Annotated in this window: 11 protein-coding genes; all 11 read right to left on the reverse strand. The window is 61.3% G+C overall.

Annotation, left to right across the window (positions count from 1 at the left end):
• Positions 1-6: 6 nt before the first annotated feature.
• Positions 7-2,883, reverse strand: a complete 2,877-nt coding sequence (locus tag ACO06J_RS12930) for a PAS domain-containing protein (protein WP_421761127.1) — start codon at positions 2,881-2,883, stop codon at positions 7-9.
• Positions 2,884-2,925: 42 nt separating this feature from the next.
• On the reverse strand, positions 2,926-3,954 hold the full coding sequence (locus tag ACO06J_RS12935; protein WP_421761128.1) for an aldo/keto reductase: 1,029 nt from the start codon (positions 3,952-3,954) through the stop codon (positions 2,926-2,928).
• A gap of 7 nt (positions 3,955-3,961) precedes the next feature.
• On the reverse strand, positions 3,962-4,876 hold the full coding sequence (locus ACO06J_RS12940) for a dihydrodipicolinate synthase family protein (RefSeq protein WP_421761129.1): 915 nt from the start codon (positions 4,874-4,876) through the stop codon (positions 3,962-3,964).
• Between the two features lie 34 nt (positions 4,877-4,910).
• Positions 4,911-5,213, reverse strand: coding sequence for an L-rhamnose mutarotase (locus tag ACO06J_RS12945; protein WP_421761131.1), 303 nt, complete (start codon positions 5,211-5,213; stop codon positions 4,911-4,913).
• 28 nt (positions 5,214-5,241) lie between these two features.
• Positions 5,242-6,018 (reverse strand): IclR family transcriptional regulator, encoded by a 777-nt coding sequence (locus ACO06J_RS12950; RefSeq protein ID WP_421761133.1) that lies wholly within the window; start codon positions 6,016-6,018, stop codon positions 5,242-5,244.
• Between the two features lie 22 nt (positions 6,019-6,040).
• Complete coding sequence (locus ACO06J_RS12955; RefSeq protein ID WP_421761134.1) at positions 6,041-7,231, reverse strand: enolase C-terminal domain-like protein; 1,191 nt, start codon at positions 7,229-7,231, stop codon at positions 6,041-6,043.
• Positions 7,232-7,268: 37 nt separating this feature from the next.
• Positions 7,269-8,276 (reverse strand): ABC transporter permease, encoded by a 1,008-nt coding sequence (locus tag ACO06J_RS12960; protein WP_421761135.1) that lies wholly within the window; start codon positions 8,274-8,276, stop codon positions 7,269-7,271.
• Complete coding sequence (locus ACO06J_RS12965) at positions 8,273-9,262, reverse strand: ABC transporter permease (RefSeq protein ID WP_421761136.1); 990 nt, start codon at positions 9,260-9,262, stop codon at positions 8,273-8,275. The genes ACO06J_RS12960 and ACO06J_RS12965 overlap by 4 nt, the downstream gene beginning before the upstream one ends.
• Positions 9,263-9,283: 21 nt before the next feature.
• Positions 9,284-10,336, reverse strand: a complete 1,053-nt coding sequence (locus ACO06J_RS12970) for a sugar ABC transporter substrate-binding protein (protein WP_421761137.1) — start codon at positions 10,334-10,336, stop codon at positions 9,284-9,286.
• A gap of 61 nt (positions 10,337-10,397) precedes the next feature.
• The gene (locus tag ACO06J_RS12975) at positions 10,398-11,201 is read right to left on the reverse strand and encodes an ATP-binding cassette domain-containing protein (protein WP_421761138.1); all 804 of its coding nucleotides are present in this window, start codon (positions 11,199-11,201) and stop codon (positions 10,398-10,400) included.
• A gap of 388 nt (positions 11,202-11,589) precedes the next feature.
• Positions 11,590-12,327 (reverse strand): sulfotransferase domain-containing protein, encoded by a 738-nt coding sequence (locus ACO06J_RS12980; RefSeq protein WP_421761139.1) that lies wholly within the window; start codon positions 12,325-12,327, stop codon positions 11,590-11,592.
• Positions 12,328-12,477: the final 150 nt, after the last annotated feature.

The raw sequence follows: 12,477 nt of genomic DNA on the forward strand, positions 1-12,477 counted from the left end.
GCCGGCTCATCTGTTGGCGCTGATCAGTTCCTTCACCCGGCGAGCCAGTACATCCATTTCGAACGGCTTGGTCAAAACGTGCATCCCGCGATCGAGATGCCCATGGTTCAAAACCGCGTTCTCGGCATAACCTGTTATGAAGAGGATCTGCAGCTCGGGCCGCTTCACACGCGCGGCGTCTGCGAGCTGGCGGCCGTTCATGCCGCCCGGCAGTCCAACGTCCGAGAGCAACAGATCGATGCGCGCGTCGGAGTTCAAGAGTTTCAGCGCCGAAGGGCCGTCATCTGCCTCGATCACATTGTAGCCCAGCTCCTCGAGCGCTTCGACGGCAACCATGCGGATCAGTGCCTCATCGTCGACCACCATCACCGTTTCGGTGCCCAGGGCCCTAGGAATGGCCGCTGACTCATCTGCGACTGCCTGGACGTCCTCAGAACCCGCATGGCGGGGCAAATAGATGCAGACCATGGTACCCTTCCCGAGCTCGGAATAGATTTTTGCAGTGCCGCCGGATTGGCCAGCAAACCCATGCACCATCGACAGGCCAAGGCCCGTGCCCTGCCCGATCGGCTTGGTGGTGAAGAACGGATCAAAGGCCCGCGCGATAATATCGGGCGGCATGCCGGTGCCGGTGTCGCTCACGCAAATCGAGATATACTGGCCCGGCTCAAGGCCACGCTCCCGGGAGCCGCGCGCGTCCATCCAGCGGTTCGCTGTTTCGATGGTGATCTTGCCGCCGTCGGGCATGGCATCGCGCGCGTTGATGCAGAGGTTGAGCAAAGCGTTCTCGAGCTGCCCGGCATCGACGAAGGTAGGCCACAGGCCCGCCGCTCCAACTGTCTCTACCTCTATTGCCGGTCCTACTGTGCGGTGGATCAGGTCTAGCAGCCCGTTCACCAGCGCATTGGCGTCGGTCGTCTTGGGATCGAGTGTCTGCCGGCGCGAGAACGCCAACAATCGCTGCGTCAGACCGGACGCCCGTTTTGCCGCCGCACTTGCCCCGCTGATGTAGCGATCAAGTTCCGCGATGCGCCCTTGCGCCAGGCGAGTGCTCATCAGTTCGAGGCTGCCGCTGATCCCTGCAAGAATATTGTTGAAGTCGTGCGCCAGCCCACCCGTAAGCTGTCCCACGGCCTCCATCTTCTGCGACTGGCGGAGAGCCTCCTGTGCAATGGCCAGCTCTTCATCGCGGGTCTTTACTTCACTGAGGTCGCGGCCCACCGCGATGAAGTTCCGGCCCTCAGCTTCCGGAACGACCGTCCATTCGATCCACTTCCAGTCGCCAGTGCTGGTTGCGATGCGGTTCTCGAACCGGGTCGGTTGTCCCGTTTCGGCCATTCGTGCCAGCGCGGCCAGCGTCGGCTGCGTGTCGTCAGCATGCATGAATGTGGCGTAGGGCCGGCTCAGCAGTTCCGCCTCCGCCCAGCCCAGGACCCGGGTCCATCCTGGACTGACGGCCGACATCATGCCCTCGAGGTTCGCGCGGGCGAACATGTCCTGAGATAATGTCCATACCTGGTTTCGCTCGGCGGTGCGCTCAATCACACTGGCTTCAAGGGTGGTGTTCAGTTCACGGAGCCGCTCCTCGGCGACCTTTCGCGCCGTGACATCGTTGAAGAGAACCGCGACGCGGTTGTCACCCAAATTGCCAGCCGGGAAAGCGTGCACCTCGTACCAGCGGCCGCCGCCCAGCACCCCGGCGAAATTTTCGAACCGGATGGCCTCGCCGGTGAGGGCGACACTGCCATACAGATCGAACCAGTGCCGCTCGAGGCCTGGTGCGGCCTCACTGACCCACTTCCCGGCCGCGCCGTGCAGACCTGTCTGCCGTTCGAAAGCCGGGTTAATTTCCTCGAGACGATAGTCGATGCTGCGGTTGTCGCTGTCGAACTTTAGCTCGATGATGCAGAAGCCGACCTCGATGGCGTCAAAGAGGGTGCGGTATCGAGCGTCACTGCGGCGCCTGGCGCTTTCGTTGCGGTCGCGCTCGAACGCCGTGCGCGTCCGCTCGGCCACATCCTTGATCAGTTCCAGTTCGTCAGGGCGCCAGTGCCGCACCTCGGCATGATTGACGAACAGTACCGAGACGAGCCTGCCGTGTTCGAGCACTGGAACATTGACGAATGATCTGGCGCTCTTTGCTTCCAGGGCCTCCGATGCCATTGAGGTTCGGGGATCGAGGCGAACATCCTCGATCGCGACGAACTCACCGCGGCGGAGACTCTCTATGAACGAGCCGTAGCTGAGAAGTTGGGTTGCCCCGGAAAGCGATTCCACGCCCTCAGCGGTCCAGTCCCTGTCGACATAGAGTGTCGCTGTGGGATCATCGATCGTTCCGTAGCCGACGCGGCTGACCCCGAGGCTTTGCCCGAGGATCACTGCTGCTTCGTAGGGAATGCTGTTGGGACTGTCCGCCAGTCGAAGGCGTTCACTGAATTCGGCAAGGGCGCGCCATCGTTGCTCAGCGCGTGCGGCATCCGTGGTGTCGTATCCACTCACGAAGATGCCGTCGATCAGGCCGTTCGCGTCACGGGTCGGATTGTAGAGCAGGTCAACGAACCGGTCGCCATCCTCTCGCTCCAACTTTACCGCAATGGACCGCGCGGCGAAGGGCTCGCCGCTTTCATAGACAGTGTCGAGAAGTTCATAGAAGCCCTGGCCTGCGAGGTCGGGAAACACCTCCCGCACCGTGTTGCCTACAAACTGCCTCAGCCCGGTGAGTTCGCGATAGGCCTCGTTGACGTATTCGAAGACGTGATCCGGCCCGCGCAAGATGGCCACAAAGCCGGGCATGAACTCAAAAAGGGAGTACGCACGGCTTAAATTAGCTTCAATCACAAAGTCCCCCAGGAAAAGCCCTAGGTCACATAACTCCGCCTGCACGCATGAGGTTGCGTCGCTCAGCGGAAAAATTTCTGCCTGAAGTCAGGGCGTTGGCGCGTCCGTTCGCAGCAGCCTGAGGTGCTTCAATTCCGCCCAAAGTGCATCCGGAATTGGGTGCCGCATCGAGGCGACGTTTCGGCGCACCTGATCGGGGTGGATGCCGCCGGGGATGACGGAAGCAACGAGCGGATGGTGGAGCGTAAACTGCAGGGCGGCGGCGGCGAGGGGCACACCGTGGCGTGTGCAGGTGGCCTCAATGTCGCGCACGCGCTGCGCCTCTTGAGGCGTCGGGTCGTGATAGTTGTACTTGGCGCCCGGCACGGCGCCGGTGGCCAGAATACCCGAGGCGAATACGCCGCCAATGACAACGCCCACGCCGCGCTGCACGCAGAGTGGAAACTCCTCATCCAGCACCGGCTGTTCAGCGAGGGTGTAGGGCAGCGCTACGAGGAAGAAGTCCAGATCGAGCACTTCGAGAAAGCGCGGGATGGTGCCGAGGCGGTTGACGCCGGCCCCGATCGCGGCGATGCGGCCGCTGGCTTTCAGTTCTTCGAGGGCGCGCATCCCGCTGGTGGCCAATTGAGTCATGTGGGCCGTCACCAGCGCCTCGGAGCCCAGATTGCCGCTGTCGAGATCATGGATGATCAGGATGTCGATCCGGTCCATGCCCAGCCGCTGCAGGCTATCCTCGAAGGAGCGCATGATCCCATCATAGGTGTAGTCGTGATGGTGGGCGAACGGCAGGCCGTTGGGCCAGGCGCGGTCGCTTTTCGCAAACGCGGCGGGATCGGCCGGGGTAGTGAAGACGCGCCCGACCTTGGTCGATAGCAGCACCTCCTGACGCGGCTGGCGGCGGAGGAAGCGGCCGAACCGATGTTCGCTGAGCCCGCGACCGTACCAGGGCGAGGTGTCGAAAAAGCGGATACCCGCGTCCCAGGCACCGGAAAGCGTCGACTCGGCCTCGTCGTCCGTCACGACCGTGAAGAGGTTGCCGAGCGGCGCCCCGCCGAAGCCCAATTGCGGCAGCATGACTTTCGAGCGGCCGAGTTTGCTGAGCTTGAACGGGTCCATTTGTCGATCAGGCCAGCATCTGGAAGGACTGCGCCTGCGGCACGGACAGGGACAGCAACTCTTCGATCTCGCGATCGCTGATCGGATCGATCGCCATGGTGGGCCCGCGCACCACCGCTGTGCGGATGATGCCCCGACGCTTCAGGAAGCGCTTGTGCAGGGCGTAAAAGATATCGCCGCTTTGCGCGCCGAGCCGGTTGATGGCCATGATCGTCTGGTCGAAATGGCGGCGTGCGGTCACTTCGTCGCCCTTCTGGAACGCGTCCCAGACGGCAACGAAGTCGGCGGGCTGGCTGCAGAACGGCATGGTGCCAAGTGCGCCGCGCCGCATCTCCTCGATGAAGTAGCTGCCACCGGCACCACCGAAAATGGTCAGCCGATCGCCGGCCAGCGATGACATGGCTGCGACCTTGCCGGTCACCGGGAGCGTCTCGACCTTGATGTAGCGCACCGTCTTGCAGGCATCGGCAATGCGCAGGGCAAGGCCGGGCGAGATGGGCGCCTGCGGCACGTCCTGCAGGATGATTGGGATGTTCACTGCGCGATCGAGGGCGACGTAATAGTCGAATATCTCGTCGGGGCTCACCGGCATGAAGGAGGGCGGGATCACCATCAGCATGTCGGCGCCCGCGGCCTCGGCGGCCTTCGAATAGGCGACCGCGAGATCAGTGCCGGCAGCGCCGGTATTTATCACGATCGGCACGCGCTTGTTGGCGGCCTTGATCACACATTTCGTAACCTGGGCGCGCTCGGCCTCGGTGAACTTGAAGATCTCGCTGCCCAGCGCCACGCCCAGCCCATGGACGCCCGCCCGGATGTTGAATTCGACGAGGTTGGCGAGGCTTTCCTCATCGATCCGGCCGTCCTCGTGGAACGGAGTGACGAGGATTGGAACGACGCCATGCAGCGGGGGGAGGGACATACTGGGTTCTCAACTCTTGAGCGTAATAACAGGACTAAAAAACGTGGAACATTTCCTCGACCGGCGCCTGCCATGGCGTGCCGTCTGAATTGTATTCCATGTAGGGCTCCATCATCTTCCACCAGCGCAAGGTCACCGGATCATGCGGCTGTCCTTCGGGCGGCGCGGTGTCGCGCTCGAGATAGGCAAACAGCAACAGCCCATAGCGGTAGATCGAGAAGTTGCGCACGCCATCGCGCTGCATGTTGGCCAGCATTTCGGGCCAGATCTCATCGTGCCTCTGCTTGTAGATCGCCTCGTTGCCGGGCTTCAGCTTCATCACCCATGCGATACGCATTGCGGCACTCCCTGGTCCAGATAACGCGCTATGCGACTTGAGAAATGGGCGTCAGCAGCGGCCACGCCCCGAGATAACCGATGCGCCGGCTAACGGCGCCGCAGGCCTCGTTGAGCATAGCGACTTTCGGCTCGATCTCGGGCCCCGGCTTCTTGATCGATGGCCCCGTGATGCTCATCGACCCCGCTGGATGGCCGTTGCGATCAAGGATGGGGACCGAGACGCAGTAGACGCCCAGCACAACTTCCTGGTCGTCGATCGAATAGCCACGGGCGCGAATGCGGACGAGTTCGGCTTTCAGGTCATCTAGATTTGTGATGGTCTTGGGCGTCAACGCAGTCAGCGGCAGCTCAAAGACCTTGGCCTGTTCTTCGGGCGACATGTAGGCCAGCATCGCCTTGCCGGCGCCCCCGCAATGCATCGGACCGCGCGACCCTATCCGCATATCGAGCTGCATACGCTCATTGCCACGTACCTTGTCGATGCAGACACCGTGTCGGCCGCTGAGGGCGTTGAGGTTCACGGTCTCGCCGGTGTCGTGGGCGATTTTTTCGGCATAGGGCCGGGCGAGGCGCGGCAGCTCGATGCGCTCAAGCTGCAGCCCAGTCAATTCCAGCAGGCGAAAGGACAGTTCCCACTCGCCTGCTGTCGTCCGCTCGGTGATGCCTTCTTCCTCGAGATCGAGCAGCAGCCGATGCACCGAGCCCAAAGGCAGCCCGAGCTGCGTCGCCACAGCACGAACCCCCAGCGGGCTCTTTCTGGCCAGCAGTTCCATCACCTGCACGCTGCGCTTGATACTCGACATCTGCGACCTTTCGCTTGGGCGCCTACCAGAACTTCTTCTCGAGCGCCAACGGATCGATCAGGTTGTCGTCGATATAGTCCCAGTCGATTTCGTAGCCCATTCCGGCGCCGGTGGGCATGTGCACATAGCCCTCGGCGTCGATCGCGTCACAGGTGTTCTTGAGGTAGGGGTGCTTGGCATCATAGTCGACGCCGGGCGCGAGGAGGCCCTTTTCATAGTATTCCGAGGTGTCTTCCGAGGTCGCGCCGATGACCTGCAGGTTGCCCCAGCCGGCCATGTGCATTTCGCAGCGGAGGCCATAGGCCTCGGCGACGATTGCGGTCTTCCTGGCACCGGTGATGCCGCCACGCACGACGTCGATACGGCTCATGTCGCCGGCGCCGCGGAGGATCCATTCGGCGCGGGAGAACACACCGCCCGCGACAATCTCGGGCGAAAGGATCGGGATTGAGAGTTCGCGGGAAAGCCGCACGTAGCTCTCGACCCGGTATTCCGGCATCGGATGCTCGTACCAGTAGAAGTTGAGCTTTTCGAGCTCGCGGCCGACCTGGATGGCCTCTTCCATGGTCATGTAAGTGCCCCAGGGATCGAACATCAGCACGTAATCGGGGCCGACCGCCTCGCGCACGAGGTGGCAGGTTTCGATATCGGCCTTGATGTTGGATGGACGGCCGGGCGTCGGCTGGCCGGTGGCCGGGTTCCAGAAGTAGTGCGGATGGATCTTGTAGGCCTGGTAGCCCTCGTTCTTGCAGGCAAGCGCATGCTCGGCATAGACGCGCGGCACGCCGATATTGGGGTAGGTGGAAGCGTAGGCCTTGACCTTTTCGCGGCCGGCGCCGCCCATCAGCTTATAGACCGGGGTGTTGAACTTGCGCCCGGCGAGATCCCATAGCGCGTTATCAATGACGCTGGCGACGTTCTCCGGAATGTTCGCAACCCAGAGCCACTTCCACACCATTTCGCGGTCGAGCGGATCCTGTCCCTTCAATAGTGGCAGGATGCGGCCGCGGATCATCTGCTGGTCGACGACGTTCAGACCTTCGGCGTCGCCGTGCGAGCCGCCACCGAAATAATAGCCGGTGACGCCTTCGTCGGTTTCGATGGCGAGGACCGTCTGCATCAGGTCCGCCTTGGGCACCGGCAGGGCGTGTCCCACGTCCCAGCGGTCGGCCCAGGTCTTGAAGGTCTTGATTCTGATGTCGGTGATTTTCACTTGCTTTGGCCTTGTCGAAATAAAGTTACCGATGAAGTCATTCGTAGGCGTCGCCGCCACGGAAACGGTCGAGGAGGACTGCTGCCAACAGCAGTAACCCGACGATGATGTTGACGAAATAGGGGCTGATGGCCTTAAGGTCCAAGATGTTGGCAACGCCTGCCACAGCAAGCAGCCCCAGCGCCCCGCCGATAGGATTGCCGACCCCGCCGCGGAGGATCGAGTAGCCACCGATCATCAGCGCCGCGTAGACCTGAAACTCGAGGCCGACGCCGGTGGCGCGGGCGGCGCTGCCGAGTTGGCCGGCATAGATGATGCCGCCGAGGCCGCCACCAAAGGCTGAGAGCAGCAGTGCCGTCACACGCACGCGGCGCACAGAAATTCCGGCGCGCGACGCGGCCCGGTCATCACCGCCAACGGCCTGCACATGCCTGCCAAGGCGCGTCTTGGAGACGATGATGGCTGCGATGATGGTGAGGACAATAGCGAGCAGGAAGAACAGCGGCAGCCCGAACACCGGCTGATTGATCAGCGCAAACAGGTTGGCGTTGAACGAGAAGATGGCGCCTTGCGAGCCGAGCAGTACCCAGGAGATGCCGCGCAGCGCGACTAGCATGCCGAGCGTCGCGGCGATCGCCTCTGCGCCAAAACCGACGATGGCGATGGCGTTGATGGCTCCGAAGCAAAGGCAGACAGCGAGGGTGACGGGTGCGGCAAACGCCGGGTCCCAGCCCATGGTCAGGAGCAGCCCGAACAGCGAGGAAGAAAAGCCGACCATCGAGCCGATCGAGAGGTCGACAACGCCAGACAGAAGCGCAAAACCGGCGAAGGCGCCGACGACAAGCGGCACGATCAGGAACGAGCCGATGATCGAGATGTTGCCAAAACTGAGGAATTTCGGCCCGACCCAGAGCAGCCCGACGGCCAGTACCGCGAGGAAGGTGAACGCAATGCTGGCGACAGAGCCAGTGAGCATGTCACGGACCGGGTGGTGGGCCAGCACGTAGCTCGGCGTTGGTGCGTTGTTGGCGGTAGTATCGGTCACGGTGTGCCCCTCCGGGCGCGGAGGCCGTCAAAGGCCACGGCGATGATCAGGATCAGGCCCTGGAAGATCGACTGGGTGTCCGAACTCAGCCCGAAGAACACCAGTGAGGTGGGGATGGTCGAGAGGAACCCGACGCTCAGCAGCAGCATCCAGAAATTGCCGCGTCCACCGGCGAGCGAGATACCGGCGAGGATCACCCCAGCGATGATGTTGAGCTGCAGCGTATTGCCGGAGCCCGGGTTGAACGGGCCGGCGGTCGCTGCGAACAGCACCGCGGCGAAGCCGACAAACCCACCAGCGGCGGTGAAGATGGCAAAGCGGGTGGCGCGGAGGGAAATGCCGCGTGCCTTGGCGGCAGTGCGATTGCCGCCCACTGCGATGGCGCGGCGGCCATAGCGGGTGCGCGGTATCAGGAACCCGACGATCAGCACCAGCGCGACCATGGGCCAGAAAATGGCGGGCAGGCCAAGGAAGCTGGCGCGGCCGAAATTGTAAATTTCGCCGTTGAGCGGCACCTGCGCCAGCTGGAACACCAGGAACAGCACAGCGAGGCCGATGAAATTGGTGGCGAGCGTCACGATCACCGGGTTGAGCTTGGCAAACACGATGATCGACGCATTGAAGACGCCCCAGGCCATGCCGGCGAGTACTGCGCCGATGGCGACGATCCAGAGCGGCATACCAGCCTCGGAAAGGCGTACGGTGACGAGGCTCGCAATGATCAGCCCGGCGGGTTGGCTCAGATCGATGAAGCCGCCCGAGATGGCAACAAGGCCCTGCCCGATGGCCAGCACGCCAACGATCGACATGGTGAAAGAGATCGCCAGTACCGTCTGATGCGACAGGAAGTCGTGGCGATAGAGACCGGTGGCTGCGATCAGCAGCAGCCACGCGGCGAGGAGTAGCAGGCCGGTGCCCCAGCCCTGGAAGCGAACCTTCAGCGGCATCGCCGTTGGGGCGGCTTCCATGGTGCGATCAAGGGACATCGGCCTGCTCGTGTTCAGAGGTTACTTGTTGGGGCAGAACAGCGAGTATTCAGTCGTGCCAACCGGGGCAGCAAGCAGTTGTTTGACGCGTTCCGGCATATCCGGCACGGCCTTGGCCTGTTCGGCAGAAACCGGGCAGGGTTCAATGCGCGAAGCCGGATCGCCGGCGTCGGCCTTGAGCGGCGGGATGTTGCCCTTGGAGATCGGCTCGATCACGTCACGGATGGCGTAAACGGCGTAGCCTTCGAGGAAGTAGAACACCGACCCGGCAAGATGCGGGTTGACGTTGGCACCGGTGATGAAGGCGCCGTCCTGGCCCCAGCCGATGACGCCATCGGCGCGGCCGAGCTGTTCAGCAGCATTGATCAGGGCGAGCACGCCGCCGTCGTTCAGGCCGACTACGGCCATCTTGACCGCATCGGGGTGGGCCGCGAGCAGGTCACGCGCTGCCGGCAGGCCGCCGGTTGCGTCACCGCCGCCTTCGAACGAGACGTACTTGTCAGCAGGCAGGTCCGGACAGATGTTCTTGAAGCCGGTGCGCATGCCGCCCGTACGCCACTCGTTGACGATACCGGCGCCGGCGCCCTCGGACGAGATCACGAGGTCAGGCTTACAGTCCCACTTTTCCTTGATCAGCTTGCCGAGTTGCTCGCCACCGGCAATGCCGGCTGCGAGGTTGTCGATGCCGACGAAGTACATGCCGGGGTCGGCGATGTCATAGGTGACGACCGGTATATTGGCGGCCTTCAGGACCTGTGCGATTGCGGGGTTGGCGGTCGGCTGGCCGTTGAACTGGATAACCGCGTTGACGCCTTCCTGGACGAAGATCTGGGCGTTCTTGAGTGCCGTTGCCGGATCGTTGTTGTTGGAAAGCTCGACGTAATCCCAACCCATCTTTTCGGCGATAGCGCGGGCGACGTCACCCTGCGATTTCATCCATTCGCAGCAGGTGTTGCCGCCAACGGCCATTCCGAGCTTGAACTTGGTCTGGGCTTCCGAGACACCGACAAAGCCGATAAGTAACGGAACAGATAGCGCCATCACAGCGATAGCGCGCATAAACTTACGCAACATGGGGTTCCTCCCTTAGAGTGCGATATGTCTAGATTTCCCACGCGGGCCGGTTTTTCCGGCTTCATGCGGGGACGGCTAGTCTTGCGACCTCCTCGCTGTCGCCGGGAATTGCCCCGGTGATGAGGCCAACAATTTCTGAAACCTGGGTGTCCTTGACGACGCGGGTCGCGATTGAGCGCCCGAGGCGCATAACGGTGATCCGGTCAGCAACCGACATGAGTTGCTGCATGTTGTGGCTGACGATGATCACGCTCACATCGTGGCGCTTCAGGTCGCGGATGACTTCGAGCACCTGCCCGGTTTCGCGTACGCCAAGTGCCGCAGTCGGCTCATCCAGAATGACGATGCGGCGCCCCCAGAGGAGGGCGCGGGCGATCGCTAGGCACTGGCGCTGGCCGCCCGACATGCCTTTGACGCTGACATTGATCGAGGGCACCTTGACCTTGAGCGAGTCCAGCACATCACGCGCCTTGGCTCGCATCTTCTTGTCATCGACGAGGTTGAAGAACCGGGCCAGGGGGTTGGTCGAAAGCTCCTCGCGACCGAGGTAAACATTCTGGTACGCCGACATCGTGTCGACCAGCGCAAGGTCCTGGTAGACCGTCTCGATCCCCGCATCCATGGCGTCCTGGGCGCGCCGCAACTGGATCGGCTTGCCATCGGTCAGGATTTCGCCGCTCGACGCACTGACAATGCCGCTCAGGATCTTGAGCAGCGTCGATTTGCCGGCGCCATTGTCACCAACCAGCCCCAGCACCTCGCCATTGTTCAGCGTCAGCGATGCATCCGCCAGGGCGACGACCGCACCGAAATGGCGCGTGATGTGCCGCGCCTCGAGGACGGGTGTGGATATTGGATCGGACATTCAGCACGCCTCCATTCGTTCCATATTTGGAACGACCGTACCATATACTGAACGGTACTGAGTGGTGAGGCACGTTGTCAAGTTGCGTTCGGTTTGGACTTTCGTCGGGGCTGGTTGGGCGGCGGAGGTGAGGTGGAGGTAAAGGTGAAGGTGAAGGTGAAGGTGAAGGTGAAGGTGAAGGTGAAGGTGAAGGTGACACCCCGGCCTTACGTCAATCAACTTCGCGCGTCCGTAGCGGCCAAAAACAGGCTCACGCTCAGGGCGCTCTGTCTTCATTTGCGCGACAATGGGTGCCCCTTCCCACGTCGCTGGCACCCAATCGCAGACCGAGGATAGACTTTACGCCTACACGGTAACGATCAACATATTAGGAGGTGCCACACTTATTCTACGCACTCTCCGTAAGGTTAAATTCATCCCTGATTTTCTCAAATTCACTGCGTTGCGTTGCATCGAGGTAGTCTACGTATCCTTTTATCTTTCCGCGCCTTACTTTTCTGGATTGATCATCTTTACCTTTTGCGCCAAGCATTAGCGATTGATCGTTGGTTGACTCTTCCACCTTCCGCATAACTTCAAATGAAGTTTCTCTAACAATTTTCTCTATGTCAAAGCCGCGTCCTGGCGCGATATGGTCAAGTATTCTTTTGTACTCCACATCAGGTGAACGGCGTATCAGTTCGTACTTTACTATAATGAAACGTGAATCTGAACCGACATGGTCGATCCACGCCCTGTTGAATTGACAAACCCTTTTTACCCCAAAGCCGGGGTGGCGAAGAAAAGTCACAAGGTCTTTCGGAGGAATCCGTCGACCAAGCACAAGCCGTGCTGTCCTGACCAATCCAGTATCGGGCATATCACGCAGCTGAATCTGGAAATATAGCGATACGGCAGTGTCTATAGGATCTCTTATGAGCAGGATTCCTCTATTAACTGTCGGCAGATTTGACAATCCTGAAAATGTACGTCCGAAATTTTTACTTTTAGTGTTTGAGCCGTAGCCAGCATGAGTTGTCAGGCATTGGACACCCGCTATTTTGAACGCGTACCTTAGCCAGGTTTTTCCAGACTTCGGATATGAGATCATTTGAGGTACTGTTGAGCGGTCAGAAGGCGGCGTCAACTTGATCTCCTTCGCATCGGTAAACGGGGGTTTCACGTCTCTGCCTAGCCGGGGCGATGTGGGGTGGCAATTCGGATCTCTCCAAGGCGAATTCCCCGGGCTGCCCGCGTTCTGGTTCGGCTGGTTTCGCGCATTTTTGCACATTTTGGC

The organism is Devosia sp., assembly GCF_965229025.1.
In the GTDB taxonomy this organism is placed as follows: domain Bacteria; phylum Pseudomonadota; class Alphaproteobacteria; order Rhizobiales; family Devosiaceae; genus Devosia_A.

What these genes read in the sequence shown, in the direction of transcription:
- ACO06J_RS12970 (WP_421761137.1), bottom strand. Translation starts at nt 10,336, where the DNA reads ATGTTGCGTAAGTTTATGCGCGCTATCGCTGTGATGGCGCTATCTGTT.
- ACO06J_RS12945 (WP_421761131.1), bottom strand. Translation starts at nt 5,213, where the DNA reads ATGCGTATCGCATGGGTGATGAAGCTGAAGCCCGGCAACGAGGCGATC.
- ACO06J_RS12950 (WP_421761133.1), bottom strand. Translation starts at nt 6,018, where the DNA reads ATGTCGAGTATCAAGCGCAGCGTGCAGGTGATGGAACTGCTGGCCAGA.
- ACO06J_RS12940 (WP_421761129.1), bottom strand. Translation starts at nt 4,876, where the DNA reads ATGTCCCTCCCCCCGCTGCATGGCGTCGTTCCAATCCTCGTCACTCCG.
- ACO06J_RS12975 (WP_421761138.1), bottom strand. Translation starts at nt 11,201, where the DNA reads ATGTCCGATCCAATATCCACACCCGTCCTCGAGGCGCGGCACATCACG.
- ACO06J_RS12935 (WP_421761128.1), bottom strand. Translation starts at nt 3,954, where the DNA reads ATGGACCCGTTCAAGCTCAGCAAACTCGGCCGCTCGAAAGTCATGCTG.
- ACO06J_RS12965 (WP_421761136.1), bottom strand. Translation starts at nt 9,262, where the DNA reads ATGTCCCTTGATCGCACCATGGAAGCCGCCCCAACGGCGATGCCGCTG.